Below are 25,281 nucleotides of genomic sequence, written 5' to 3' on the forward strand. Positions count from 1 at the left end.
CCGGTCATCCCATTTCCCCTGCGCGGCGGCCCCGGGGCGCGGGCCCGCGGCCTGGTCCGCCCCGGCCCCGCCCCGGCCCCTACCCCAGCCCCGGGGCGTGCGGCCGGTTCACGTCGTACACCCCGGAGACCCGCAGCATCGCCCGCATCAGCCCGGGCAGCGCGCCCGGCTCCGGCAGTTCGACGGTGTAGGTGTGCCGGACCCGCGACTCCTGCGGCGGCTCGACCTCGGCCGAGACGATGCCGACGCCCTCGGCGGAGATCGCCGCGGTGAGGTCAGCGAGCAGCCGGGGCCGGTTGAGCGCCTCGGCCCGCAGGGTGGCCCGGTGCCCGGGCGCCGGGGCGTCCTGCGGCTGCCAGCGGACCTCCAGCGCGGCCCGCCCGTCGGCCCGCATCCGCTCCCCGGCCGGGCAGCCGGTGCGGTGCACGGCCACCGCGCCGCCGCGGATCGGGTAGCCGGAGACCTCGTCCGGGGGCACCGGCGTGCAGCAGCGCGCCAGCCGGACCGTCGCGCCCGGCCGTCCGGTGACCGCGACCGGGGCGGCCCGGCGGGCCGGGGCGGTGCCCGCCGGGGCCGTGCCGCCCTGCGCGGTGCGGCGCCCGGCCGGGCCGGTGCGGACCGCCGGCAGCCGGGCCGGGGGGTCGGCCAGCCAGCGTTCGATGGCCAGCCGGGCGGCGGGGGTGCGGGCGTGCGCCAGCCATTCGGGGGCGGGACCGGAGGGCTGCCCGCCGCCCGCCGGGAGGGTCTCGGTGAGGACCGCGATCAGGTCGCCGTCCTCCAGCACGGTGGAGAGCGCGCTGAGCCGCCCGTTGACCCGGACGCCGATACATCGGTGGCCGGTGTCCTCGCCGAGCAGGTAGGCGGCGTCCACACAGGTGGCGCCGGCCCTCAGCTGAAGCGTTTCGCCGCTCTCCGTCACCACGGTGATCTCGCGGTCTCCGGCCAGGTCGGCGGTGAGCGCGGACCAGAAGGCGTCCGGGTCGGGGGTCTCCTGCTGCCACTCCAGCAGCCGGCTGAGCCAGCCCGGCCGGGCCGGGTCGGTGCGGTCCAGCTCGTCGGCGTCCTGGACGGCGCCGGCCGGGGACGGGTCGCCGAGCGCGACCACCCCGGTCTCGGCGACGGCGTGCATCCGGCGGGTGCGGACCAGCACCTCGACCACCGCGCCGCCGCTGAGCGCCACGGCGGTGTGCAGCGACTGGTACAGGTTGAACTTGGGCGCGGCGACGAAGTCCTTGAACTCCCCCGGCAGCGGCGTCCAGCAGGTGTGCAGTTCGCCGAGCACGGCGTAGCAGTCGGCGTTCTCCTCGACCACCACCAGCAGCCGCCCGAAGTCGGCCGGCCTGGGCTCCTGCGGACGGCCGTCCGGCCCGGGCCCGCCGGAGCGCTTGAGCAGCGCCCGGTGCAGCGAGACGCAGTGCCGGGGCCGTACGGTCACCTCGGCGGCCACCCCGGTCTCGGCCAGCTGGCGGGCCAGCTGCCGGGCGAAGGGCTCCAGCAGGGCGTCCGGCTCGGCCTCGTGACCGGCCATCAGGGCGCGGGTGCGGGCGTGCTCCTCGGGGTGCAGGGTGGCGAAGACGATGTCCTCCAGCTCCGCCTTGAGCACCTGGATGCCGAGCCGCTCGGCCAGCGGGATCAGCACGTCCCGGGTGACCTTGGCGATCCGCACCTGGCTGGCCGGCTTCATGTGCCGGATGGTGCGCATGTTGTGCAGCCGGTCGGCCAGCTTGATCACCATCACCCGGACGTCGTCCCCGGTGGCGACCAGCATCTTGCGGAAGGTCTCCGCCTCGGCGGCGGCGCCGAAGTCGACCTTCTCCAGTTTCGTCACCCCGTCGACCAGGTAGGCGACTTCGGGACCGAACCCGGCGCCCACCTGGTCCAGTGTCAACTCGGTGTCCTCGACGGTGTCGTGGAGCAGCGAGGCGACCAGGGTGGTGGTCCCGGCGCCGAGTTGGGCCAGGATCATGGTGACGGCCAGCGGGTGGGTGATGTACGGCTCGCCGCTCTTGCGCTTCTGGCCGCGGTGGCTGGCCTCGGCGAGCCGGTACGCCCGGGCGAGCAGGCCGAGGTCGCCCTGCGGATGGTGCTCCCGGTGGACCCGGACGAGCGGCTCCAGGGCGTCGGGCACGAGCGGCCGGCCGGTGGCCAGTAACGCGGCCCGCCCGGCCCGGCCGAGGGCGGCCCGGCCGAGCTCTCCGAGGGGCCTCCTGGCCCCGGCCTGCCGTACGGTCGTCGGCTGCCCCGTCAGGGACTGCCCGGCTTCGATGGTCATCGGCGCACCTCCGGCAACGGTCGCCGGGCGCTACCCCTCCCCGTGGGGTGATCGACCCGGTGGTCCATGCTACCGAGCAGAGCACGTTCCGCGACGCCGTGATTCCCGTCCGCGACCGGTATCACCCGATCGGGGGGATTCGTCGCCGTACGAAGTGGGCAAACCGGGCTGTCAGCTCCGCTGCAGCGACGCCCACCAGCGCTCGTCCAGCCGCCCCTCGGCCACGATCACCGCCGGCCCGGCCATCTCCACCCGGCCGTCCGGGTGCTCGGTGATGACCAGCCGGCCGCCCAGCACGTCCACGGTGTACGCGACGGCCTCACCGGTGACCGCCGGGTCGGCGCCGTCCCGGCGGATGGCGGCCACCGCGACGGCACAGGCCCCGGTGCCGCAGGACCGGGTCTCGCCCGAGCCGCGCTCGTGCACCCGCATCGCGACGTGCCGCGGCCCTCGGTCCACCACGAACTCGACGTTGACGCCCTCCGGATAGGCGCCCGCGGGGCTCGTCAGCGGCGCGGTGAACAGGTCCCCGGCGTGGTCCAGGCTCTCGACGAAGGCCACCGCGTGCGGGTTGCCCATGTTGACGTTCAGCGCCGGCCAGCGCCGCTCGCCGACCGCGACCTCGATGCCGTCCGGCCCGGGCAGCCGCGCGCGGCCCATGTCGATGGTGACGTCGCCGGGCGTGCCGTCCTCGGCGGCCTCGGCGACGGTCGCGGCGAGCACCCCGGAGCGGGTGGCGACCGCCAGCACGCCGGGCTTCGCCAGGCCGGCCTCGACCAGGAAGCGGGCGAAGACCCGCAGGCCGTTGCCGCACATCTCGGCGACGCTGCCGTCGGAGTTGCGGTAGTCCATGAACCACTCGGCGCGGTCGGCGAGTGCCGCGGCGGCCGGGTCGGCGGCCGAGCGGACCACGCGCAGCAGCCCGTCACCGCCGATGCCGGCCCGCCGGTCGCACAGCGCGGCGACGGTCTCGGGGCCGATCTCCAGGGCGCCGTCCGGGTCCGGGAGGATGACGAAGTCGTTCTGGGTGCCGTGCCCCTTGAAGAAGGGGACGCCGTGCTGCTGGGGAGAGGATGCGCTCACCCCTCCGATGGTACTGAGGCCCCGGGCACCGAGGCCCCGCCGCCGGTACCGAGGCCCTACCGCAGGGAGGCGACCCGCCAGACCGCGAGCGCGCAGGCGACCAGCGCGATCAGGGTGTAGACCACGATCGCCTTCCAGCCGGCCCGCTGCCGGGAGCCCCGGCGCGGCAGCCCGGGCCACTTGTAGCCGGCGTGCCGGGCGGCCATCGCGCCCCAGCCGACCGAGGCCGCGGTGAACAGCAGCCCGAGCATCCCGACCATGGTGGCACGCGCCCCGGCCGAGCCGAAGGCGAGCGGGAAGGCGAACATCAGCGAGCCGAGGGTGCCGAGCAGGGCGATCGGCAGGGTCTGCCACCAGCGCAGCCGGCGCAGCGGGCGGATCTCCCGCTCGTGCACCGCGCCGCTGGGCGGGGTGCGGGTGTCCAGGGCCGGCGTCGCGACCGCGTAGGAGGTCGGCGCCTCCAGTCCGGTCAGCACCGGGAGGTCGCCCATCGTCGACTCGTCGAACTCCTCGGCCGGGGCGGTGACGCTCCCGCTCTGACCGGAGTCGGGGCCGGTACCCGTCGACACACGGCCTCCCCTGACAGTTCGACACGAGCGGACTCGCGGCCGGGCACGGTCGGCCCCTCCGGCCGACCCCTATGGCATCGATGATGGCATGTCCAGGGGGGCGTTCCGGGCCTGACCGGGGTCGACGGGTGATCCGTGGCCATCACGTGATCGGGCCGTGACCGCCGGTTCGTTCTGCACGGCCACCTGCGCGCGCAGGTGCACCGCCGAATTGGCCGGAACCCGTCCTACGAGGCCGGAACTTCCTGACGGTCGATCAGTTCCAGGGCGGTCCCCAGCAGCTCGACGGGGTCGGTGCCGGCCGGCCGGGACAGCCAGTGGATGCGGTCGTCCCGGCGGAACCAGGACTCCTGACGGCGGGCGAAGCGCTTGGTCGCGCGGACGGTCTCGGCCCGCGCCTCCTCCTCGGTGCACTCGCCGGCGAAGTGGTCGAGCACCTGCTGGTAGCCGAGGGCCCGGGAGGCGGTCCTGCCCTCGCGCAGCCCGGCCGGCTCCAGCGCCCGCACCTCGTCGAGCAGCCCGGCCTCCCACATCCGGTCGACCCGCAGGGCGATCCGCTCGTCCAGCTCGGGGCGCGGCACGGCGACGCCGATCTGAACCGTCTCGTACACGGCGGTGTTGCTCGGCAGGTTGGCGGTGAACGGCTGCCCGGTGATCTCGATGACCTCCAGCGCGCGGACGATCCGGCGGCCGTTGCCGACCAGGATCGCCTCGGCGGCGGCCGGGTCCAGCCCGGCCAGCCGCCGGTGCAGCGCATCCGGGCCGACCTGCTCCAGCTCGGCCTCCAGTCGGGCCCGGACCTCCGGGTCGGTGCCGGGGAACTCCATCTCGTCGATGGCCGCCCGGACGTACAGCCCGGAGCCGCCGACCAGGACGGGCGTGCGCCCGGCCGCGAGCAGCCGGTCGATCTCGGCCCGGGCCAGCCGCTGGTACTCGGCGACACTGGCGGCCTCGGTGACCTCCCAGACGTCCAGCAGGTGGTGCGGCACTCCGCCGCGCTCGTCGAGGGTGAGCTTGGCGGTCCCGATGTCCATGCCCCGGTACAGCTGCATCGAGTCGGTGTTGATCACCTCGCCGTCGAGGCTGCGGGCGATGGCGACGGCCAGGTCGGACTTGCCGGCGGCGGTCGCGCCGACGACCGAGACGACACGGGGAGGGACGGCCCGGGGAGGGACGGCACGCGGGGTACGGGAGCTGCTCACCGCTCCAGTCTCGCAAAAGCCCGGCGGCGGCGCGGACCGGGCTGCCGCACGCCCGCTCCTGCGCGACGATATGACTGTTTCCGGGAACGTTTCCGGACGTTTCCCCAGTTGATGCCCGGTTTGCGAACGCTTTGCCGGGTACGGACGTTGTGCGGGGAACGGGGCAGGACAGGAGACAGGGAAGGGTGAGACCGCCATGGGTCTGATGGACAACCTCAAGGGCAAGGCCGAGGAGCTCAAGGAGAAGGCGAGCGAACTGGCCGGCAAGCACAGCGACCAGATCGAGAAGGCCGTGGACAAGGCCGGCGGCGCGATCGACAAGGCGACCAAGGGCAAGTACAGCGACAAGATCGAGCACGGGGCCGACAAGGCCAAGGGCGCGGTCGGCGACTTCGCCCACAAGCCGAAGCCGGGCGAGCCGGAGCAGCCGCCGCGGGCCTGACCCCGCCGGGCCCGTCAGGCCCGCGGGCCCGTCACGACCGGGAGGGGCCCGTCACGACCAGGACGCCACCAGGTACCCGACCCCGTACGGCGCGTCCTGGTAGCCCAGCCGCCCGGTGAGGCCGGCGCCCTGCGCCGCGCCGGCCAGCACCTGCCAGGGCGCCCGGCCCTCGGCCTTGAGCTCGGCGGCCAGGTCCTGGTCCAGGGCGGCGAGCGCGGGCAGGTCGGCCGAGCCGAGGGCGGCGGCCAGGGCGGCGTCGAAGCCCTCGGCCCGCTCGTCCAGGTAGCCGGGCGCCTTCACCGAGCGGCAGGCGCTGCCGTCGCCGAGCACCAGCAGGGCGACCCGGTCGGCGAGCCCGGCCAGGCCCTGGCCGAGGCCGAGCATCCGGTCGGCCGGGGCGTCGGCGGGCACCGCGCAGGCGTGCGTCGGCAGGGTCACCCCGGCGCGCTCCAGCAGCCAGGCGCCGACGGTCAGCGAGGGCGCCAGCTCCGGCCCCTCGACCCGGCCGCCGGGCAGCTTCGCGACCAGCGGCACCCCGTAACGGCGGAAGGACCCGGCCCCGCCCTCGGTCCACACCTCGGCGGCCGGGCCGGTGCCGACCGCCACGACCAGCTGCGGCCCGGCCGCGACCAGCGCCGCCAGCGCCTCGTCACAGGCGGCCCGCAGCGCGTCCAGCTCGGGCGCGGCCCCGGCCGCGACCTCCGGGACGAGCAGCGGCGGACAGGGGCACACGGCGGCGGCTACCAGCATGTGGATCACTCTAGCCGGGAAGCCGAACGGCCCGGCGGGACTCGGGAGTCCCACCGGGCCGCCGGTGCGCCCGGCGCGGCGGTCGCCGCGCCGGACGCGGCGCGTCAGTCGGCGCAGCAGGCCCCGCCCGCGGGTGCGGCGAGCGGCAGCTCGGCCGGGGCGCCGATCTTCGGCAGGCCGAGCAGCACGCCGGCCGGCTTGGCGGCGGGCTTGGCCTGGCGCTTCTCCCAGGCGTCGCCCGCGCGGGTGCGGCGCACCGAGAGCGTCGGGCCCTCGGCCAGCAGGTGGTGCGGGGCGGCGTAGGTGATCTCGACGGTCACCATGTCGCCGGGGCGCACCGGCTCCTCCGGCCTGGTGAAGTGCACCAGCCGGTTGTCGGGCGCGCGGCCGGAGAGCCGTCGGGTCCGGTCGTCCTTCTTGCCCTCGCCCTCGGCGACCAGGACCTCCAGGGTGCGGCCGACCTGCTTCTTGTTCTCGTCCCAGGAGATCTCCTCCTGGAGGGCGACCAGCCGGTCGTAGCGGGCCTGCACGACCTCCTTCGGCACCTGGTCCGCCATCTCGGCCGCCGGGGTGCCGGGGCGCTTGGAGTACTGGAAGGTGAAGGCGTTGGTGAAGCGGGCCTCGCGGACGGCGTGCATCGTCTCCTCGAAGTCCTCCTCGGTCTCGCCGGGGAAGCCCACGATGATGTCGGTGGAGATCGCCGCGTCCGGCATCGCCTCGCGGACCTTGCGGATGATCCCGAGGAAACGCTCCTGCCGGTAGGAGCGGCGCATCGCCTTGAGCACCCGGTCCGAGCCGGACTGCAGCGGCATGTGCAGCTGGTGCATCACGGCCGGGGTCTCGGCCATCGCCGCGATCACGTCGTCGGTGAAGTCGCGCGGGTGCGGCGAGGTGAAGCGGATCCGCTCCAGGCCCTCGACCTGGCCCGCGGCGCGCAGCAGCTTGGAGAAGGCCTCGCGGTCGCCCAGGTCGGAGCCGTAGGCGTTGACGTTCTGGCCGAGCAGGGTCACCTCGATGACGCCCTCGTCCACCAGCGCCTCGATCTCGGCGAGGACGTCGCCGGGGCGGCGGTCCTCCTCCTTGCCGCGCAGCGCGGGGACGATGCAGAAGGTGCAGGTGTTGTTGCAGCCGACCGAGATGGCGACCCAGGCGGCGTACGCGGACTCGCGGCGGGTCGGCAGCGTGGAGGGGAAGGTCTCCAGCGACTCCAGGATCTCGACCTGGGCCTTCTTCTCGACCGCGGCCCGCTCCAGCAGCGCCGGCAGGTGGCCGATGTTGTGGGTGCCGAACACCACGTCGACCCAGGGGGCGCGCCGGACGATGGTGTCGCGGTCCTTCTGCGCCAGGCAGCCGCCGACGGCGATCTGCATGCCCTGGTGGCGGCCCTTGACCGACGCGAGCTGTCCGAGGTTGCCGTACAGCTTGTTGTCGGCGTTCTCGCGCACCGCGCAGGTGTTGAACACGACCAGGTCCGGGTCGCCGTCCTGCCCGGCCTTGACGTAGCCCGCGTCCTCCAGCAGCCCGGACAGCCGCTCGGAGTCGTGGACGTTCATCTGACAGCCGTGCGTGACGACCTTGTAGCTCTTCAATCCGCTCTCACCGCTCACCAGACCAGGGTACGGGCAGCCGCCGAACGGTTTTCCCGGAGCTTTGCCCCTCCCGTTCCCCTCCCGTTCGGCCGGGGCGCCTGGCAGTATCCCCTGCATGGCCCCCACCGTCCCGACCCGTCTCGGCGCCGCCGTGCGCACCGCGGCCCGCAGCCCACTGTGGCGGGCGGTGCTGGTGCTGGTGCTGCTGGTCGCCGGGTTCGGCGGCTGGTGGCTGTCGGCGGGCCGCTCGCCCGGCTACCCGCGCGGCGAGGTGCGCTTCGCCACCGGCGTGCAGCGCGGCGTCTACGACCGGTACGGGCAGCTGCTGCAGGCGCACGTCTCCCGGACCATGCCGGGGGTGCGGCTGGCCCTGGACAACACCGAGGGCTCGATAGACAACCTCACCCGGGTGATCACCGGCCGGGACACCTTCGCGATCGCCACCGCCGACGCGGTCGCCGACTACCAGGGCCCCGGCAAGGACCGGCTGCGGGCGATCGCCCGGCTCTACGACGACTACCTGCAGCTGGTCGTCCCGGCCTCCTCCCCGGTGCGCCGCACCGCCGACCTCAAGGGCCTGCGGGTCGGCGTCGGCCTGCCGCAGTCCGGGGTGAACCTGGTGACCAAGCGGCTGCTGGCCGCCGCCGGGCTGGACCCGGACCATGACATCGTCCCGGTCGCGGCCGGGGTCGGCGACGCCGCCGACGAGCTGCGCGCGGGCAAGCTGGACGCCTTCTTCTGGTCCGGCGGCCTGCCCACCAGCGCCCTCACCGACCTCTCCGACCACGTCCGGATCAGGATCGTGCCGCTGGGCGACCTGTCCGAGGCCCTGCACAAGGCCGAGGGCGGCGGCACCGACGCCTACCGGGCGGCCACCATGCCCAAGGGCACCTACCCGAACGCCGAGCCCAAGGACGCCGTCGCCACGATGGCCGTGCCCAACCTGCTGATCACCCGGGACGACGTGGACCCGGGCCTGGTCGAGGGCATGACCCGGGCGGTGATCGACAGCCGCGACCAGATCGGCGCCCAGGTGCACGCCGCCCAGCTGGTCGACCTGCGCACCGCCGTCTACACCGACCCGCTCCCGCTGCACACGGGCGCGGCCCGCTACTACCGCTCGGTGAAGCCCTAGGCTCGGTGAAACCCCAGGGCGCGGCCGCGCCGGCCCCGCGGCTACCCGGGCCGGGCGCGCGGGGCGGCCGTCACCGCTCCGGCCGCGGCACCGCCAGCGTCACCGCGAGCCCGGTGGGCTTGACCGGGGCGAAGCCGAGCGAGCCGCCGCCGGCCGCCAGCAGGGTGCGGGCGATCGACAGCCCCAGCCCGGAGCCGTCCACGTTCTGGTGCCGCGGGCTGCGCCAGAACCGGTCGCCGGCCCGGGACAGCTCGTCCTCGGTGAGGCCGGGCCCGGCGTCGGTGACGGTCACCGCGACCTCGTCCCGGCGCACCGAGACCCGCAGCCGGACCTCGCTCCCGGCCGGGCTGAACTTGAGCGCGTTGTCCACCACGGCGTCCAGCGCGGAGCCGAAGCCGATCGGGTCCGCCATGCCGACCGCGAGCGCCGGGCCGTCCCAGCGCAGCCCGATGCCGCGCTGCTCGGCGACCGGCCGCCAGGCGTCCACCCGGTCCAGGGTGAGCCCGGCGAGGTCGGTGCGCTCCGGCTCCGGGCGGGCGTGCTCGGCGGTGGCCAGTCCGAGCAGGTCGTCCAGCACCCGGGCCAGCCGGACGCCTTCCTCCCGTACGCCGCTGAGCTCCTCCTCGTGGCCCTCGGGCAGTTCCAGGCCGAGCACCTCGACCCGCAGCAGCAGGGCAGAGAGCGGGTTGCGCAGTTGGTGGGAGGCGTCCGCGACGAAGGCCTTCTGCTGGTCCATGGCGAGCACCACGTGGTCCGCCATCTCGTTGAACGAGCGTGCCAGCCGCTGGAGTTCGGGCGGCCCGCCGCCGGGGGCGACCCGGGCCGCCATCCGGCCGGTGGCGATGTCGTGGGTGGCCCGGTCGAGGGTGCGCACCGGGCGCAGCACCCACTCGGTGAGCCGGACGGCCAGCAGCACGGCGACGATCATCGCGGCGGCCTCGCCCGCGACCAGCACCAGCCACTTGTGCACCACCCGGGTGCGCAGCGCCCCGGTCGGGGACTCGCTGAGCACCACCGCGACCACGTCGCCGTCGCGCACCACCGGGGCGGCGACGGTGATCGTCCGGTCCGGCGTCCACGGCCAGACCTGCGGCGGGTTGTGGCTGCGCCGCCCGTCCAGCGCCTCCTGGAAGGCCTGGGCACCCCAGCCGCCGGCGGGCACCCGCCAGTCGGCGGGCGCGGCGGCGATCGGCAGGCCGTCGCGCTGGAAGATGCCCAGCCGTACGCCGTACAGGTCGTAGTAGCGGCGGACCTCGGCGTCGATCGCGTGCTGCCGGCTGAGGTCGCCGGGGGCGGGCTCGGGGTCGCCCTTGCGGGCGGAGTCGTTGGCGCCCGAGGTGGGCAGGTCCTGGGCGAAGCGGGCGGCGTCGTCGAGCCGGTCGACGACCACCCTGGTCTGCTCGGCCGCCGCGACCGCCGCCGCGAGCGGCAGCCCCAGGGCTGCCAGGACGCAGAGCATGAGGGCGATCAGGATGCCGAGCAGGCGGGTGCGCACGTGCGGTCAGTGCTCCGCGGGGGTGGTGGGGGCCGGGTCCGTCGCGTCGGACGCCGGGCACTCGGGGATCAGCCGGTAGCCGACGCCGCGGACGGCTTCGACCAGGCCGGGCAGGGCGAGCTTGTTGCGCAGCGAGCCGATGTGCACCTCCAGGGTGCGGCCGTTGCCCTCCCAGCCGCTGCGCCAGACCTCGCTGAAGATCTGCTCGCGCCGGTAGACCACGCCCGGGCTCTGCGCGAGCAGGGCGAGCAGGTCGAACTCCTTGCGGGTGAGCGGCACGTCGCGGCCGTCCACGCTGACCCGGCGGCGCTCCCGGTCGATCCTGATGCCGCGGGACTCCAGCGGGCCGCGCTGCCGCGGCACGGCGTCGGGGGCGGGCGCCGACACCGAGGAGGGCGAGACGCCCCGGCGGGACACCGCGTGGATGCGGGCGAGCAGCTCGCCCATGTCGTACGGCTTGGTGACGTAGTCGTCGGCGCCGAGGTTGAGGCCGTGGATCCGGGAGCGGACGTCGGCCCGGGCGGTGACCATGATCACCGGCACGCCGCTGCCGGCCCTGATCCGGCTGCACACCTCGAAGCCGTCCCGGTCGGGCAGCCCGAGGTCGAGCAGCACCACCCGGTAGGGCTCGTTCCCGTCCGGCACCAGGGCGTCCAGCGCCTCGTGCCCGCTGCGGGCGTGCCGGACCTGGAAGCCGTGCCGGCCCAGCACCGCGACCAGCGCGGCGGCCACGCGTTCGTCGTCCTCGACCAGTAGAAGTCGCATCCTGTTCTCCTCCTTCCCCCACGTGATCACCGGTGTTCACCGGACCGACCGGTCCTGTCCCGGTCCTGCGCAGTATGGGCCAGCGGGCGGCCCGACGCCAGGTTCGACCGCGCACCGGGCTCGTGGGGGACGGGGAGCGCCGGCACGGATTCCCGCTGTGACATGCCCCGTCGGCGCCCGTGCGAACAGTGCGCGCCGACCGTGTGGCCGTTTCGTGATCCTCAAGTTCCGCTCAGATCGGCTGACGGCGTGCGGTCACGGCTCCTATGGTCGGCCCACCGGGGGCTGCGGCTCCGCCGGTCGCGGCTCCCGGATTGGTACCACCATTGCCTCCCAAGGGAGTTGAGTCTTCTCAGGCAGGCACGATCCGACAAGAGGGAGCAGGCGCGATGACCGAGAGCCCGGTCCAGGACTCCACCCCCGCAGCCGCCCCGCTGGTCGCGCTGAAGAGCGTCAACAAGCACTACGGCGCGCTGCACGTACTGCAGGACATCGACCTCGAGATCGCCCAGGGCGAGGTGGTCGTGCTGATCGGCCCGTCCGGTTCGGGCAAGTCCACGCTCTGCCGGACGATCAACCGGCTGGAGGCCGTCGACTCCGGCACCATCACCATCGACGGACGCCCGCTGCCCGCCGAGGGCAAGGAACTGGCCCGGCTGCGCGCCGAGGTCGGCATGGTGTTCCAGAGCTTCAACCTGTTCGCGCACAAGACCGTGCTGGAGAACGTGGTCATCGGCCAGGTCAAGGTGCGCAAGGTGCCCCGCCCGGAGGCCGAGAAGACCGCCAGGGGGCTGCTGGAGCGCGTCGGCGTCGGCGCGCAGGCGGACAAGTTCCCGGCCCAGCTCTCCGGCGGCCAGCAGCAGCGCGTGGCGATCGCCCGGGCGCTGGCCATGAAGCCCAAGGTGATGCTCTTCGACGAGCCCACCTCGGCGCTCGACCCGGAGATGGTCAACGAGGTGCTGGAGGTCATGCGCCAGCTGGCCGCCGACGGCATGACGATGGTCGTGGTCACCCACGAGATGGGCTTCGCCCGGTCCGCCGCCAACCGCGTGCTGTTCATGGCCGACGGCCGGATCGTCGAGCAGAACACCCCGGACGCCTTCTTCACCGCGCCGCGTTCGGAGCGCGCCAAGGACTTCCTCTCGAAGATCCTGCACCACTGACGCTTCGGGACCACCCACGCTTCGGGACCGCCGACCCGTCGGAACCACCGACCCGTCGGGACCGCCGACGCTTCGAGACCACCCGGGACCGCCTCCGGCAACGGCGCCGACCGGCCCTGCCCGTGCACGACTTCCAGACGCCAGAGCCCGGTTGACGCCGCGGCCCAGCCCCAGGAGAACAACCCTCATGAGGACTTCCCGCACGCTTGCCGTCGCACTCTGTGCCGTCGCGCTCACCGCCACCGCCGCCTGCGGCAAGGACGGCACCCCCGGCGCCGCCGCGAGCGGCGCGAGCGACGCCCCGAAGCTGCCCGCCTACACGGTCAAGACCGACGCCAAGATCGAGTCCTCGATCATCACCGAGGCCAAGAAGCGCGGCCAGCTGATCATCGGCGCCAAGGCCGACCAGCCGAACCTCGGCTGGGAGGACGTCGCCAGCGGCGACCGCAGCGGCTTCGACATCGAGATCGCCAAGATGATCGCCGCCGACCTCGGCTTCACCCCGCAGCAGATCAAGTGGCAGACCCTGGTCTCCTCGCAGCGCGAGCCCGCCATCGCCAAGGGCCAGATCGACTTCTACGTCGGCACCTACAGCATCAACGACGAGCGCAAGAAGTCCGTCTCCTTCGCCGGCCCGTACTACATCGCCGGCCAGGACCTGCTGGTGAAGCAGGACAACACCTCGATCACCGGCCCGGAGACCGTGGGCGGCAAGAACGTCTGCACCGCCACCGGCTCGACCTCGATCAAGAACATCCAGCAGTACAGCCCGAAGATCACGCAGTTCGACACCTACTCGGCCTGCGTCGAGAAGCTCCTCTCCGGCGAGGTCGACGCGGTCACCACCGACGACGCCATCCTCAAGGGCTACGCCTCCAAGTACGCCGGCAAGCTCAAGGTCGTCGGCAAGCCCTTCACCAAGGAGAACTACGGCGTCGGCCTCAACAAGGACGACAAGGTGCTGCGCGACGCGATCAGCGACGCCCTCAAGGCCCACGAGGACAACGGCGACTGGAAGAAGGCCTACGACGCGACCCTGGGCGCCTCCGGCTCCCCGGCGCCGGACGTCCCGGCCCTCGAGCGCTACTGACCTGCCCTGACCTGACGTACGACTTCCCGACCCTGACTGAGAGGAGGGCCGCCGGATGGGGTTCCTGTTCGAGGACGACAACTTCGCGTTGTTCCGCGACGGCTTCCTGCAGACGATCGAGCTGAGCGCGCTCAGCGCACTGCTCGCCCTGCTGCTGGGCACCCTGCTGGCGGCCTTCCGGGTGTCCCCGGTGCCGGTCCTGCGCGCCTTCGGCACCACCTGGGTGACGCTGTTCCGCAACACCCCGCTCACCCTGCTGTTCTTCGCCGTGACCTTCGGCCTGCCGCCGCTCGGCGTGCACTTCAGCCACCTGGTCTTCGCGGTGCTGGCGCTCGGCGGGTACACCGCCTCGTTCGTCTGCGAGGTGATCCGCTCCGGCATCAACACCGTGCCGCTCGGCCAGGCGGAGGCCGCCCGCAGCCTCGGCATGACCTTCGGCCAGACCCTCACCCTGGTCGTCCTGCCGCAGGCCGCCCGCTCCGTCCTGGGCCCGATGAGCAGCGTGTTCATCGCCCTGCCGAGGAACTCGGCGATCGCCGGCGCGTTCAGCGTCGGCGAGCTGTACAGCGCCCAGCAGACCTTCTCCGAGCGCGGCTTCTCGATCTTCGCGATCTTCTTCTGGGTGGCCTGCGCCTACCTGCTGATCAGCGCGGCGGTCGCCACGCTCTTCCGAGTCCTGGAAACCCGACTGGCGGTGGCCCGATGAGTCTCCTCAACCGGCCCGCGACGGCCAGCGTCCTCTACGACACCCCCGGCCCCAGGGCCCGCGCCCGCTACCGGCTGTTCGGCGTGGTCTCGCTGATCGCCGTCGCCGGGCTCCTCGCGTACGTCGTCCTCGCGCTCGCCGACAACGGGCAGTTCGACCCGGGCCTCTGGGACGCGTTCCAGTACAACACCGTCCAGCAGCGCATCCTGGACGGCCTGCTCGCCACTCTCCAGGCCTTCGGGCTCGCCGCACTGTTCTCGCTCACCCTGGGCGCCCTGCTGGCCGCCGGTCAGCTCTCCGACCACAAGCCGGTCCGCTGGGCGTGCACCGCCTTCACCCAGTTCTTCCGGGCGATGCCGCTGCTGATCCTGATCGTCGGCCTCTACTACGCCTTCTTCGCCCAGCAGCCGATGTGGGCGCTCGTCCTCGGCCTCAGCCTCTACAACGGGGCCGTCCAGGCCGAGATCATCCGCAGCGGCGTCAACGCCGTCCCGCGCGGCCAGAGCGAGGCGGCGTACGGGCTCGGCATGCACAAGACCCAGGTGATGACGTCCATCCTGGTCCCGCAGGCCGTCCGCACGATGCTCCCGACGATGATCGGCCAGTTGGTCGTCACCCTCAAGGACACCTCGCTGGGCTTCGTCATCACCTTCCACGAGCTGCTGTTCGTCGGGAAGGCGATCGCCAGCCAGCCGATCAACTCCGCCGGCTTCCCCTACATCCCCGTGGTGCTGGTGATCGGGCCGATCTACATCGCGATGTGCCTGCTGCTGACCGCGCTCGCGCGCTGGATCGAAGCACGCGGCCGCCGCGGCGCGAACCGGCGCACTTCGGCTGCTGCTTGACGGACACGCAGGTGAACTGTTGCATTGCTCTTCGTGACACCTCCCGGGAGCATCCACGCGGCATATGCGGCAGCGGTAACTGACGCCGGCCGATCGGCCGGTCCGTGCCCGGAGGTCCCCTCATGGACCCGGTGATCGTGGTCGGGGCCGGACCGGTCGGTCTGGCCCTGGCCCTCGCCCTGGCCCGGCACGAGGTGCCCACCATCGTCCTGGACGAGGGCTCCGGACTCTGCCCCGAGGGCCCCCGCAGCCTCGTCATCGGCGCCGACAACGCCGCCTTCCTGACCCGGATCGGCTACCCCCGGGCCGTCTCCGACTCCGCCCTGTGGGACTCCTTCGCCGTCTGGCGGCGCCGCCAGGAGGTCCTGCGGATCGACCTCACCGACTCCCCCACCTTCCACCTGCCGCAGCACCGCCTCCAGCGCGGCCTGCGGGACGCCCTGACCGGCACCCCGCTGATCAAGCTGATCCCGCTCAACCGGGTCGTCGAACTCGAACAGGACCGGGACGGCGTCAGCATCCGCACCACGGGCACCCAGAACGGGGCCGGCACCTGGTGGCGCGGCAGCCACCTGGTCGGCTGCGACGGCGCGAGATCCACCGTCCGCAAGCTCCTGAGGATCCGCTTCCCCGGCCGCCCGGCGGTCGACCGCAACGCCATCGCCACCGTCCGGGTCGACCTGCCCTTCGACGGCGCCCGGCTGCACCGCGAGCCCCCGTGGCGCGGCGACCGCGAGGCCTCCGCACGCCCCCTGCCGGACGGCGTCTGGCGGCTCGACTGGCGGCTTCCCCCCGGCCGCCCCGCCCCCACCGAGACGGTCGACCCGCACGCCACCTGGCCGGGCATCGTCACCGGCGACACCCTGCTCACCCGGGTCACCGCCACCCTCACCGGCTGGTGCGGCGAACTCCCCCGCTACGACCTGCTCGCCGCCGCCGACCACACCGCCCAGCAGCGCCTCGCCGCCCGGTTCCGGGTCGGCCGCTGCTTCCTGGCCGGCGACGCCGCCCACCTGCACGGCGCGCTCGGCATGCAGAACCTCGCCGACGGGCTGCGCGACGCCGACAACCTCGCCTGGCGGCTCGCCCTCGCCTGGCACCTCCACTCCGGCGGCCCCCAGCCCGGCGGCTCACTGCTGGACGGCTACGAGGCCGAACGGCGCGGCGCGGTCGGCGCCCGGCTGCGCGCCGTCGACCAGTCCATGCCGCTGCTGCGCCCGCTGCGCGGCTGGCAGCAGACCCGGCGCTCGCTGCTCGTCGGCGGCTTCCGCAAGCACGCCCCGCTGCTCGCCGACGGCCAGCTCGGCACCGGCCGCTTCGGCGGCGCGCCCGCCTACCCGGCGGCGCCCTCCGGCGTGCCCGGGCGGGTCCCGGTGCAGCGCGGCGCGCGCGGCGCCACCTCGCTCAGCGAACTGCTGCCCGCCACCGCCCCCGGCGTACTCGTACCGGACCTGGCGGTGCTCGCCACCGACGGCACCCCCGACCACCTGCACGCCCGCCTCGGCTCCACCTTCCTGCTGCTGCTGGTCGCGCCGGGCACCGCCGTCTGGTCCTCCGAGCACTGGCTCGGCGCCGGACTGATGCCCCGCCTGGCCGAGGTCGCCGCCGCCCTGCCGGTCCCCGCCGAGGTGCTGGTCACCGAGGACTACCCGGGCGCCGGCCCGCACACCGTGCTGCTGATCCGCCCCGACGGCCACCTGGTCGGCGTCACCCAGGGCGCCGTCGCGGAGGACCTCCTCGCCCTGGCCGACCGCGCCCGCGGCGGCCCGGCGACGCTCACGTCCGCCCCGGAACCCGGCACCGAGCCCGAGCCGGAGCCCGCGCCGGGCCCTTCGGTCGAACACGTGCCCGAGCAGCCGTCCGACCACACGCCCGAACACGCCGGCCGGCTCGCGCCGGAGCAGGTCGACTCGCCGAGCTGACAGCCGCCCGTGGGCCGCGGGCTGCCGCCCATGGGCCGCGGGCTGCGGGCTGCGGGCCCGGCCCACCTGCTCGGCGCGCGACCGACTCAGCTCGGCGCCCGACTCAGCTCGGCGCCGACTCGGCCCGCCACCGACTCAGCTCGCCACCGCCGTCGCACGGCTCTCGCGGACCACGGTGACCCGGATCTGCCCCGGGTAGGTCAGCTCGGCGGAGACCTGCCGGGCGACCTCGCGGGCGATCAGCTCCGCGCCCAGGTCGTCCACCGCGTCCGGGCGGACCATCACCCGGACCTCCCGGCCGGCCTGCATCGCGTAGACCTCGGCGACGCCCGCGTGCGAGCGCGCGATCTCCTCCAGCCGCGCCAGCCGGCGGACGTACAGCTCCGACGACTCCTTGCGGGCCCCGGGCCGGCCGCCCGAGCAGGCGTCCGCCGCCTGGGTCAGCACGGCCGTCACGGTGCCGGGCTCCACCTCGTTGTGGTGGGCGGCGATCGCGTGCACCACCTCGGAGGACTCGCCGTACCGCCGGGCGAGCTCGGCCCCGACCGCCGCGTGGCTGCCCTCGGACTCGTGCGTGAGCGCCTTGCCGATGTCGTGCAGCAGCGCGGCGCGGCGCACCGGGTCCGGGTCCACACCGAGTTCGGCGGCCATCATCCCGGCCAGGTGCGCGGACTCCAGCAGGTGCCCGAGCACGTTCTGTCCGTACGAGGCCCGGTAGCGCAACGAGCCCAGGGTGCGGACGAGTTCGGGGTGCATCGCGCCGACCCGGGTGTCCCGCAGGGCGTCCTCGCCGGCTCGGACGCAGCACTGCTCGACCTCGCTGCGGCTGCGCTCGTGGAGCTGCTCGATCCGGGTCGGGTGGATCCGGCCGTCCTCGACCAGGTGCTCCAGGGTGAGCCGGGCGGTCTCCCGGCGGACCGGGTCGAAGCAGGAGAGCTGCACCGACTCCGGGGTGTCGTCGACGATCAGGTTGACACCGGTGACCGACTCGAACGCCCGGATGTTGCGGCCCTCGCGGCCGATGATCCGGCCCTTCATGTCCTCGCTCGGCAGCCGGAAGACGGTGACGGCGGTCTCCGCGGTCTGCTCGGCGGCCAGCCGCTGGATGGCCCCCGCGAGGATGGACCGGGCCCGGCGCTCGCCCTCCTCCTTGGCCTCGCGTTCGATCTCCCGGACGGTGACCGCGGCCTCCCGCCGGGCCGAGGTCTCGGCCTCCCGCAGGAGTTCGGCGCGGGCCTGCTCGGCGGAGAACCCGGCGGCCCGCTCCAGCTCCGCCGCCCGACGGGTCACCAGCGCCTCGGCCTCACCCCGGGATCGCTCCAACTCGGCCGAGCGATCGGCCAGTTCGTCCTCGCGGCGGCGGAGCCTGCGCAGTTCCTCGGTCAGGCCGTCCTCCCGGCGGGTGAGTTCGGCCCGCTGCCGGACGGTCTGCTCCTCGGCCGACCGGCGGGCCTGCTCGGCCTCGGCCAGTGCGTTCCGCCGGGCCGCCCGGAGCCGTCCGACGGCCAGCCCGGCGATCACCAGGAGCACCAGCAGCAGGGCTACGGCCGATCCGGCGATCGGCAGCAGCGAACCGCCCGGTCCGGTGTCCGCCGCAATCGTCATGCCGCCCCATTCCCCGTCCCCCGCGCGGGCTGCCGTCCGGAAGCGGCCCGAGCACTGAGGCGAGGCTAGGTGGGGGTCACGAAACGGTCAAGACTTGGCCTGGTCCCCGCCAAGACGTGTACCGAACTGCCACTACTCCCACTCGGTTCCCGACAGTCCACCGGCCTCCTCGTCCAGCGCGGCGCGCACCACCCGGAACGCCAGCCCCTCCGAGTAGCCGCGACGCGCCAGCACCCCGACCAGCCGCCGCGTGCGGACCTGAGGGTCCAGCCCCCGGGTGGACCGCAGCTTGCGCTCGACCAGCGCCCGGGCCGCGTCCTCCTCGTCGTCGTGGTCGACCTGCGCGAGGGCCTGCTCGACCAGGTCGGCGGCCACCCCCTTGGTCCGCAGCTCCTGGGCCAGCGCCCGGCGGGACAGGCCCCGGACGGCGTGCCGGGACTCCACCCAGGCCAGCGCGAAGGCTCCGTCGTCGATCAGCCCGACCTCTTCGAGCCGGGTGAGCACCTCGTCCGCGACCTCGTCGGGGATCTCCCGCTTGCGCAGGGCGTCGGCGAGCTGCTTGCGGGACTTGGCGGCACCCGTCAGCAGCCGCAGGCAGATGTCCCGGGCGCGGCTCTCCGGATCGACGGACTCCTCGGCCCGCTTCTTCCGGGCCGTCCGGCCGCCACGCTCGTCGCCTCCGGGCCGTCCGTATCCGGGCAACCCGTCGTCGGGCAGTCCGTCGTCGGGCAGCCCGTCGTCCGGCAGCCGCTCCGGTGACGGCCCCTCGGCGGAGCGCCCGCGCCCGGTACGGCTCCGGCGCGCGCCGGAGCGGGTGCCGGAGGCGGCCGCACCCCCGTGACCGGCCGCCTCGCCCCGAGCGGGCACCGCCGTCGATCCGGACCCGGCACCGGACTCACCCGCTCCGGGCTCCTCGGCCGCCAGGGCCGAACGCCGCCTGCGGCGCCCGCCGGGCAGCTCGGAGGCGGAGACCAGCCCGAGCGCCTCGACCGAGGCCTCCGCCGACTCCGGTCCGGACGCCGCGCCGCGCACCGCCCGGACCGGAGCCCGGTCGAACTCCGGCTCCTCGCCGGATGTCCACTGTGCGGCGGACGGGCGCTCCCGCCGCCCCCTGCGGGGCCGCGAGGGCACAGCGGGCCCCGGCGCGGGCTCCGGCTCCTCCGCGACCGCGGCGAACCAGTCCGGCGGCCCGTAGTCGTCGCTCTCCGGGCCGGCCGGGCCACCGCCCGCCCTGTCCACCGTGTCGTACCGCGTCAACGGCTCAGGCCTTGGCCGCCGCCGTCTTCTTCGCCGCGGCCGTCTTGGCGACGGTCGCGGCGATCGGCTTCGCACCGTCCTCGGTCGCGGCCGCGGCCGCCGGGGCCTCGCCCTCGGCCGGCTCCTCGGTCTTCGGGCCGATGCCGAGCTTGCCCTTGATCTTCCGCTCGATCTCGTCGGCGAGCTGCGGGTTGTCCCGCAGGAAGTTGCGGGCGTTCTCCTTGCCCTGGCCGAGCTGGTCGCCCTCGTAGGTGTACCAGGCGCCCGACTTGCGGATGAAGCCGTGCTCGACGCCCATGTCGATCAGGCCGCCCTCGCGGCTGATGCCCACGCCGTAGAGGATGTCGAACTCGGCCTGCTTGAACGGCGCGGCGACCTTGTTCTTGACCACCTTGACGCGGGTGCGGTTGCCGACCGCCTCGGTGCCGTCCTTCAGGGTCTCGATCCGGCGGATGTCCAGCCGGACCGAGGCGTAGAACTTCAGCGCCCGGCCACCGGTCGTGGTCTCCGGCGAGCCGAACATCACACCGATCTTCTCGCGCAGCTGGTTGATGAACACCGCGGTGGTGTTCGACTGGTTCAGCGCACCGGCGATCTTGCGCAGCGCCTGGCTCATCAGACGGGCCTGGAGGCCGACGTGCGAGTCGCCCATCTCGCCCTCGATCTCGGCGCGCGGGACGAGTGCCGCGACGGAGTCGATGATCACCAGGTCGATCGCGCCGGAGCGGATCAGCATGTCGGTGATCTCCAGGGCCTGCTCGCCGGTGTCCGGCTGGCTGACCAGCAGGGCGTCGGTGTCCACGCCGAGCTTCTTGGCGTACTCCGGGTCGAGCGCGTGCTCCGCGTCGACGAAGGCGACCGTGCCGCCGGCCTTCTGGGCGTTGGCGGCGAGGTGCAGGGTCAGTGTGGTCTTGCCGGAGGACTCGGGGCCGTAGATCTCGACCACCCGGCCGCGCGGGATGCCGCCGACACCGAGGGCGACGTCCAGGGCGGTGGACCCGGTGGAGATCACCTCGATGGGCTCGTTGGCCTTCTCACCGAGGCGCATCACCGAGCCCTTGCCGAACTGCCGCTCGATCTGGGCGAGCGCGGTTTCCAGGGCCTTCTCGCGGTCCGTACCTGCCATGGCTTTTTCCCTCGGGTTCTGTGCTGTGCGCTTCATCGTCATCGACGCTAGCGCGTCCCACTGACAAACGAGTCCGACCGGGCTCGGCCTGTGGAAAACTCTTCGCCGGAGAGTACAAAGAACATCTGTTCGATTCAAGCCTCGCACGTCCGAGCGGTGCCGACCCCCGCGCCTGGTCCCGCCCCCCGACCCCGCTCCGCCGCCGGCCCCGGTGCCGACCGGGCGCCGCCCCGGCCTCACTTCCCGTCGCCGCCGACCATCCGCCGCAGCCGCCGCGCCGCCTCCCGGCGCAGCTCCCGCCGGGCCCGCCGCTGCTCGCCCCGGTCGATCCGGGGGTCGGTGGCCACCTCGTACCGCCGCACGTACGTCCCGACGAAGCCCTGGAGGGTCGCCGCCGCCGGGATCGCGATCAGCGCGCCCACCGCGCCGAGCAGCGCCGCGCCCGCGATCACCGAGCCGAAGGCCACCGCCGGGTGCACGTCCACCGTCCGCGCGGTGATCCTCGGGTGCAGCAGGTAGTTCTCGACCTGCTGGTAGACGATCACGAAGACCAGCACCCAGAGCGCGTCCACCGGCTGCACGGTCAGCGCCACCAGCACCGGCAGCGCCCCGGCCAGGTACGTCCCGATGGTCGGCACGAACTGCGACATGACGCCCACCCAGACCGCCAGCGCCGCCGAGTACGGCAGGTCCAGCAGCGCGAACACCACCCAGTGCCCGGCGGCCGACACCACCGCGAGCAGCGCCCGGGAGTAGAGGTAGCCGCCGGTCTTGGCGAGCGCGATCTCCCAGGCCCGCAGCACCTCGCCCTGCTTGGCGGGCGGCAGCAGCGAGCAGACCGTCCGGCGCACCCGGGGGCCCTCGGCGGTGAAGTAGAAGGTGAACAGCCCGACCGTGAAGGCCTGGAAGAGCCCGCCGATCACGGTGGAGGAGACGCCCCAGACGTTGTCGGCGGCCTGCTGGGCGTAGTTCTCGATGGTGCCGGAGTCCTTGAGCAGCTTCTTCTGCAACTCGCCCAGCGACAGGTCCTGGTGGAAGGTCCGGTTGATCCAGCCGATCAGGTTGTCGACCAGGTGCGGCAGGTCCCCCGCGATCTTCGCCACCTGGTCGACCAGCAGCGTGCCGAGCGCCGCGAGGAAGCCGACCACGGCCACCCCGACCGCGACGAACACCAGGAAGGTGCCGACCCCCCGGCGCACCCCGCGCGCCGCCATCCGGTCGACGGCCGGCTCCAGCGCCAGCGAGAGGAAGAAGGCCACCAGCAGCATCACGAACAGGTCGATCAGCTGCCGGAAGGCCCAGTCGGCGAGCTGGAACAGCCCGACCAGCACGAGGAAGAGCACCATCGCCCGGGGCAGCCAGCGCGGCATCCCGCCCCACAGGGCGCCGCCGTCCGACCGGTCCGCCTCGGCCCGCGCCCCACCACGGGCCCCGCCGCCACCACGGGCCCCGCCGGCATCACGGACGGCACCGTCGCCCGGCGCACCGTCAGCGGCCCGCGCACCGTCAGCGGCCCGCGCACCGTCGGCGGCCCGTACCGCCCTGTCCGAATTCTTCTGTTCTGCGCTGCTTGTCACCCGAACAGTCTGTCCCATGCCGGAACGGCCCCGGCGGTCAGCGCAGCAGCGTCGAGACCCCCTGGGTCTCGCAGACCACGCGCCAGACGTCCTTGGCCTCCCAGCCCGCCTCCAGCGCCTGGCGCACCGTCCGCCCGCCCAGTTCGGTCATCACGTGGTCGGTCGCGAACGACTCCGCGTACGCCTCCCCGAAGTGCGCGTGCATCCGTCGCCAGAACTCCGTCAGCCTCATGGCTCAAGTATCCCGGACCCGGCGGCTCCGCCCCGGGCCCGCCACTGCCCGGCCGTCAGCGCGTACTCGACCTCGCCGTGCTCGCTGCCCGGGATCATCTCCGGGTAGTCCTCGTGGAAGGTGCGGACGTACGAGAGCCCGGTCTTCTCCATCACCCGCCGCGACCGCGCGTTCGCCGCCATGGTGTACGCCACCACGCGCTCGACGCCCCCCTCGGTGAAGCCTCGGCGGACCAGCGCCCGCGCGCCCTCGGTGGCGTACCCGCGCCCCCAGCCGGCCCGGCCCAGCCGGTAGCCGAGCTCCACCTCCGCGCGCTCGCCCTCCTGCGTCGGCCGGAACTCGAACCAACCCAGGAAGCCGCCGCCGGCCCGCTCCTCGGCCGCCCACCAGCCGAGGTCGCCGTAGCGGCGGTAGTGCTCCAGGTAGCAAGGGAGCAGGGTGTCCTCGACCCACTCCCGCGCGCTCGGCTTCCCGCCGGTGAGGTAGCGCATCACCTCCGGGTCACCGTCCAGCGCCACCAGGTCGTCGACGTCGGCCGGGGTGAAGCGGCGCAGGACCAGCCGCTCGGTGGTGAGGTGCACGGACGCGCCGGAATCGGTCATGCCCCGATCCTCACTCCCCGCCCGACCCCCGTCACCCGGTTTTCCGCCCCTCCCGGCCCCGCCTGCCCCGCCCGTCCCCGCCCGCCCCTGCCTGCGCCGCCCGGCCCGCCTGCCCGCCCCGCCCGAGGCGGCGCGCACCCGGGCTCACCGCGGCATCGTCAGCAGCCCGGCCCCGAAGTACTGCCGGTCCCCGCAGGCGTACGGTCCGGGCGGGCACCCGGCCGTCGCCGTGTCGGCGAGCAGCGCCGCCAGCGCGTCCGAGCCGTAGTCCGGGTGGAGCGCCGCCGCGACCGCGACCGCCCCGGTCACGTGCGCGGCCGCCATCGAGGTGCCGGCCAGCGCCGCGTACTGCCCGCCGGGCCAGTCGGAGACGATCGCGCCCTGCGGTCCGCCGTCGGGGTCGCCGCCGGGGGCGGCCAGCGAGACCCGGCCGCGCCCGTAGTTGGAGTAGCCGGACGGACGGCCGTCCCGGTTGACGGCGGTGACCGTGACGACGCCGGGCAGTTCGCCGGGCAGCCGGACGCACTCGGTGCCCAGGAAGCGGGTGCGCGGCGGGCCGGAGACCCGGTCGTTGGGGCTGCGTTCGTCGGTCCGGGCGGCACCGAGGTCCTGCGCGTCGTTGCCCGCCGAGGCGACCACCACGGCGCCCTTGTGCCGCGCGTACCCGACGGCCCGGCCGACGGCGGCGACCAGCGCGGCCTGGTCCCGGTCCTCGGGGCAGTTGTACTTCCACGGGTCGGCGAAGTAGCTGTTGTTGACGGCCTTGGCTCCGTGGTCGGCGGCCCAGAGCAGGCCGCAGACGATGTTCTCGGCGTAGTACTGGCCGAGCGGTCCGAGCAGCCGGACGGCGGCGATCCGCACGCCCGGCGCGACCCCGGTGACGCCGCGGCCGTCCCGGGCGGCGCCGACGATCCCGGCGACGTGGGTGCCGTGGCCGCTCTCGCCGACCCCGGGGTCGGGCCGCCAGGCGCCGGTGCGGGCGTCGGGGCGGCCGTCGGCGCAGGAGGCGGAGGCCTTCGGGTCGACGGCGGCGCGCAGGTCCGGATGGGTGTCGTCCACGCCGGAGTCCAGCACCGCGACCAGCACCCGGTGCAGCACCCCGGGGCCGGGTCCGCCCGCGGGGGTGCCGTTCGCCGCCGGGGTGCCGTTCGGCACCGGGGAGGCGTCACCGGCGCGGGCGGTGGCCGCGCCGAGCAGGGCGAGGTTCCAGGCGCCGCCCTCGGCGGGGTCGGGCACGGTGCTGGTCCCGCTGTCCGCCCGGTCGGCACCGGGGCGGGCGCCCAGGCCCGTGCCGGAGCCCGAACCCGAGCCCGCCGTGAAGTCCCCGGCCCCGGCGACCGCCCTGGGCGGCGCCACCACCGGCGCGGTCCTGGTCGCGCCGACGGCCGCGATGCCTGGCCGGGTCCGCACCCGGTCCGCGAAGCCTCCGACCGCGTACGCCAGGACGGCCCCGATCTGCGGGTACTCCTGCACCACCTGCCCGCCGGCCGCCCGGCTCTCCGCCGCGGCCCGGTCCGCCCCGGAGGCATCCTCCCGCTCGGCCAGCACCAGGTAGCTGAGGTAGGCCCGCCCGGGCCCGGACACGGAGGGGACGGCGCCGCCGACCACGAGCGCCGTGAGCAGCATCGCGAGCACCGCCCGGACGGGCCCGCGGACCCGGCGGCGCCGGGCGGGACGGACGGGGCGGGCGGGTCCCGGCGGGTGCGCCTGCGCCATCGCACGGCCTCCGCTCGTCGGTCCGGTGGGTCACGGGTGGATCATGAGTCCGAATCATCACCATATGAGCGGATTGTCGATTCTGCTCCCCGGCTTGCACCCCCAGCCCCTCCTTCGCGGCCCCACCCCCTCCTTCGC

The 25,281-nt window shown here is 74.3% G+C and carries 22 protein-coding genes; 7 read left to right on the top strand and 15 right to left on the bottom strand.

The genetic code is table 11. The annotated features are described in order from the left end of the window. Positions 1 to 79: 79 nt before the first annotated feature. The 4 genes from ACFQ6N_RS16900 to miaA form a co-directional block, all read right to left on the bottom strand. Positions 80 to 2,272 carry a RelA/SpoT family protein gene (locus tag ACFQ6N_RS16900; protein ID WP_380649780.1) on the bottom strand — a complete coding sequence of 731 codons (2,193 nt, stop codon included), beginning with the start codon at positions 2,270 to 2,272 and terminating at the stop codon, positions 80 to 82. Positions 2,273 to 2,443: 171 nt separating this feature from the next. Beyond that, positions 2,444 to 3,355, bottom strand: a complete 912-nt coding sequence (dapF, locus tag ACFQ6N_RS16905; protein ID WP_380649781.1) for a diaminopimelate epimerase — start codon at positions 3,353 to 3,355, stop codon at positions 2,444 to 2,446. 56 nt (positions 3,356 to 3,411) lie between these two features. Further along, positions 3,412 to 3,924: a hypothetical protein gene (locus ACFQ6N_RS16910; RefSeq protein WP_380649782.1), complete on the bottom strand. Its 513-nt coding sequence runs from the start codon at positions 3,922 to 3,924 to the stop codon at positions 3,412 to 3,414. Positions 3,925 to 4,151: 227 nt separating this feature from the next. Then, on the bottom strand, positions 4,152 to 5,126 hold the full coding sequence (miaA, locus tag ACFQ6N_RS16915; RefSeq protein WP_380649783.1) for a tRNA (adenosine(37)-N6)-dimethylallyltransferase MiaA: 975 nt from the start codon (positions 5,124 to 5,126) through the stop codon (positions 4,152 to 4,154). A 196-nt stretch (positions 5,127 to 5,322) separates the two neighbouring features. Here miaA and ACFQ6N_RS16920 point away from each other — a divergent pair, with 196 nt between their 5' ends. Continuing rightward, positions 5,323 to 5,568: an antitoxin gene (locus tag ACFQ6N_RS16920; protein ID WP_380649784.1), complete on the top strand. Its 246-nt coding sequence runs from the start codon at positions 5,323 to 5,325 to the stop codon at positions 5,566 to 5,568. Positions 5,569 to 5,619: 51 nt separating this feature from the next. Here ACFQ6N_RS16920 and ACFQ6N_RS16925 read toward each other — a convergent pair whose 3' ends face one another. Continuing rightward, positions 5,620 to 6,318, bottom strand: a complete 699-nt coding sequence (locus tag ACFQ6N_RS16925; RefSeq protein WP_380649785.1) for a class III extradiol dioxygenase subunit B-like domain-containing protein — start codon at positions 6,316 to 6,318, stop codon at positions 5,620 to 5,622. 104 nt (positions 6,319 to 6,422) lie between these two features. Further along, positions 6,423 to 7,925 (bottom strand): tRNA (N6-isopentenyl adenosine(37)-C2)-methylthiotransferase MiaB, encoded by a 1,503-nt coding sequence (gene miaB, locus ACFQ6N_RS16930; protein ID WP_380649786.1) that lies wholly within the window; start codon positions 7,923 to 7,925, stop codon positions 6,423 to 6,425. 97 nt (positions 7,926 to 8,022) lie between these two features. On the opposite strand from miaB, the gene ACFQ6N_RS16935 reads away from it, so the two are divergent. Continuing rightward, entirely contained in the window at positions 8,023 to 9,042 is a 1,020-nt protein-coding gene (locus ACFQ6N_RS16935) for a TAXI family TRAP transporter solute-binding subunit (protein ID WP_380649787.1), read from the top strand. Between the two features lie 70 nt (positions 9,043 to 9,112). Here the strand turns inward: ACFQ6N_RS16935 and ACFQ6N_RS16940 are convergent, their stop codons facing one another. Continuing rightward, the gene (locus ACFQ6N_RS16940; protein WP_380649789.1) at positions 9,113 to 10,537 is read right to left on the bottom strand and encodes a sensor histidine kinase; all 1,425 of its coding nucleotides are present in this window, start codon (positions 10,535 to 10,537) and stop codon (positions 9,113 to 9,115) included. A gap of 6 nt (positions 10,538 to 10,543) precedes the next feature. Then, positions 10,544 to 11,302 carry a response regulator transcription factor gene (locus tag ACFQ6N_RS16945; protein WP_380649790.1) on the bottom strand — a complete coding sequence of 253 codons (759 nt, stop codon included), beginning with the start codon at positions 11,300 to 11,302 and terminating at the stop codon, positions 10,544 to 10,546. A 389-nt stretch (positions 11,303 to 11,691) separates the two neighbouring features. On the opposite strand from ACFQ6N_RS16945, the gene ACFQ6N_RS16950 reads away from it, so the two are divergent. The 5 genes from ACFQ6N_RS16950 (at position 11,692) to ACFQ6N_RS16970 (ending at position 17,028) form a co-directional block, all read left to right on the top strand. Continuing rightward, on the top strand, positions 11,692 to 12,465 hold the full coding sequence (locus tag ACFQ6N_RS16950; protein ID WP_380649792.1) for an amino acid ABC transporter ATP-binding protein: 774 nt from the start codon (positions 11,692 to 11,694) through the stop codon (positions 12,463 to 12,465). 187 nt (positions 12,466 to 12,652) lie between these two features. Beyond that, positions 12,653 to 13,555 (top strand): glutamate ABC transporter substrate-binding protein, encoded by a 903-nt coding sequence (locus ACFQ6N_RS16955; RefSeq protein WP_380649794.1) that lies wholly within the window; start codon positions 12,653 to 12,655, stop codon positions 13,553 to 13,555. Between the two features lie 55 nt (positions 13,556 to 13,610). Then, a complete protein-coding gene (locus ACFQ6N_RS16960; protein WP_380649795.1) occupies positions 13,611 to 14,261 on the top strand; it encodes an amino acid ABC transporter permease in 651 nt (216 codons plus the stop codon). Then, on the top strand, positions 14,258 to 15,106 hold the full coding sequence (locus ACFQ6N_RS16965; RefSeq protein WP_380649797.1) for an amino acid ABC transporter permease: 849 nt from the start codon (positions 14,258 to 14,260) through the stop codon (positions 15,104 to 15,106). The genes ACFQ6N_RS16960 and ACFQ6N_RS16965 overlap by 4 nt, the downstream gene beginning before the upstream one ends. A gap of 122 nt (positions 15,107 to 15,228) precedes the next feature. Continuing rightward, positions 15,229 to 17,028, top strand: coding sequence for an FAD-dependent monooxygenase (locus tag ACFQ6N_RS16970; protein ID WP_380649798.1), 1,800 nt, complete (start codon positions 15,229 to 15,231; stop codon positions 17,026 to 17,028). Between the two features lie 135 nt (positions 17,029 to 17,163). Here the strand turns inward: ACFQ6N_RS16970 and rny are convergent, their stop codons facing one another. The 7 genes from rny to ACFQ6N_RS17005 all read right to left on the bottom strand — a co-directional run bounded on the left by rny (position 17,164) and on the right by ACFQ6N_RS17005 (position 25,143). Next, the gene (gene rny, locus ACFQ6N_RS16975) at positions 17,164 to 18,633 is read right to left on the bottom strand and encodes a ribonuclease Y (protein ID WP_380649799.1); all 1,470 of its coding nucleotides are present in this window, start codon (positions 18,631 to 18,633) and stop codon (positions 17,164 to 17,166) included. 132 nt (positions 18,634 to 18,765) lie between these two features. Further along, positions 18,766 to 19,890 carry a regulatory protein RecX gene (locus tag ACFQ6N_RS16980; protein WP_380649800.1) on the bottom strand — a complete coding sequence of 375 codons (1,125 nt, stop codon included), beginning with the start codon at positions 19,888 to 19,890 and terminating at the stop codon, positions 18,766 to 18,768. A gap of 4 nt (positions 19,891 to 19,894) precedes the next feature. Next, positions 19,895 to 21,016: a recombinase RecA gene (recA, locus tag ACFQ6N_RS16985; protein ID WP_380649802.1), complete on the bottom strand. Its 1,122-nt coding sequence runs from the start codon at positions 21,014 to 21,016 to the stop codon at positions 19,895 to 19,897. 236 nt (positions 21,017 to 21,252) lie between these two features. Continuing rightward, complete coding sequence (locus ACFQ6N_RS16990; protein ID WP_380649803.1) at positions 21,253 to 22,593, bottom strand: AI-2E family transporter; 1,341 nt, start codon at positions 22,591 to 22,593, stop codon at positions 21,253 to 21,255. 37 nt (positions 22,594 to 22,630) lie between these two features. Next, positions 22,631 to 22,825 carry a DUF3046 domain-containing protein gene (locus ACFQ6N_RS16995; protein ID WP_380649805.1) on the bottom strand — a complete coding sequence of 65 codons (195 nt, stop codon included), beginning with the start codon at positions 22,823 to 22,825 and terminating at the stop codon, positions 22,631 to 22,633. Then, positions 22,822 to 23,427 carry a GNAT family N-acetyltransferase gene (locus tag ACFQ6N_RS17000; RefSeq protein ID WP_380649806.1) on the bottom strand — a complete coding sequence of 202 codons (606 nt, stop codon included), beginning with the start codon at positions 23,425 to 23,427 and terminating at the stop codon, positions 22,822 to 22,824. The genes ACFQ6N_RS16995 and ACFQ6N_RS17000 overlap by 4 nt, the downstream gene beginning before the upstream one ends. Positions 23,428 to 23,571: 144 nt before the next feature. Continuing rightward, positions 23,572 to 25,143, bottom strand: a complete 1,572-nt coding sequence (locus tag ACFQ6N_RS17005) for a S8 family serine peptidase (protein ID WP_380649808.1) — start codon at positions 25,141 to 25,143, stop codon at positions 23,572 to 23,574. Positions 25,144 to 25,281 lie beyond the last annotated feature (138 nt).

Source organism: Kitasatospora sp. NPDC056446 (assembly GCF_042796115.1).
In the GTDB taxonomy this organism is placed as follows: domain Bacteria; phylum Actinomycetota; class Actinomycetes; order Streptomycetales; family Streptomycetaceae; genus Kitasatospora.

What these genes read in the sequence shown, in the direction of transcription:
- ACFQ6N_RS16960 (WP_380649795.1), top strand. Translation starts at nt 13,611, where the DNA reads ATGGGGTTCCTGTTCGAGGACGACAACTTCGCGTTGTTCCGCGACGGC.
- ACFQ6N_RS16970 (WP_380649798.1), top strand. Translation starts at nt 15,229, where the DNA reads ATGGACCCGGTGATCGTGGTCGGGGCCGGACCGGTCGGTCTGGCCCTG.
- ACFQ6N_RS16935 (WP_380649787.1), top strand. Translation starts at nt 8,023, where the DNA reads ATGGCCCCCACCGTCCCGACCCGTCTCGGCGCCGCCGTGCGCACCGCG.
- ACFQ6N_RS16995 (WP_380649805.1), bottom strand. Translation starts at nt 22,825, where the DNA reads ATGAGGCTGACGGAGTTCTGGCGACGGATGCACGCGCACTTCGGGGAG.
- ACFQ6N_RS17000 (WP_380649806.1), bottom strand. Translation starts at nt 23,427, where the DNA reads ATGACCGATTCCGGCGCGTCCGTGCACCTCACCACCGAGCGGCTGGTC.
- recA (WP_380649802.1), bottom strand. Translation starts at nt 21,016, where the DNA reads ATGGCAGGTACGGACCGCGAGAAGGCCCTGGAAACCGCGCTCGCCCAG.
- ACFQ6N_RS16900 (WP_380649780.1), bottom strand. Translation starts at nt 2,272, where the DNA reads ATGACCATCGAAGCCGGGCAGTCCCTGACGGGGCAGCCGACGACCGTA.
- ACFQ6N_RS16955 (WP_380649794.1), top strand. Translation starts at nt 12,653, where the DNA reads ATGAGGACTTCCCGCACGCTTGCCGTCGCACTCTGTGCCGTCGCGCTC.
- ACFQ6N_RS16920 (WP_380649784.1), top strand. Translation starts at nt 5,323, where the DNA reads ATGGGTCTGATGGACAACCTCAAGGGCAAGGCCGAGGAGCTCAAGGAG.
- ACFQ6N_RS16945 (WP_380649790.1), bottom strand. Translation starts at nt 11,302, where the DNA reads ATGCGACTTCTACTGGTCGAGGACGACGAACGCGTGGCCGCCGCGCTG.
- ACFQ6N_RS16925 (WP_380649785.1), bottom strand. Translation starts at nt 6,318, where the DNA reads ATGCTGGTAGCCGCCGCCGTGTGCCCCTGTCCGCCGCTGCTCGTCCCG.
- ACFQ6N_RS17005 (WP_380649808.1), bottom strand. Translation starts at nt 25,143, where the DNA reads ATGGCGCAGGCGCACCCGCCGGGACCCGCCCGCCCCGTCCGTCCCGCC.
- ACFQ6N_RS16965 (WP_380649797.1), top strand. Translation starts at nt 14,258, where the DNA reads ATGAGTCTCCTCAACCGGCCCGCGACGGCCAGCGTCCTCTACGACACC.
- ACFQ6N_RS16950 (WP_380649792.1), top strand. Translation starts at nt 11,692, where the DNA reads ATGACCGAGAGCCCGGTCCAGGACTCCACCCCCGCAGCCGCCCCGCTG.
- rny (WP_380649799.1), bottom strand. Translation starts at nt 18,633, where the DNA reads ATGACGATTGCGGCGGACACCGGACCGGGCGGTTCGCTGCTGCCGATC.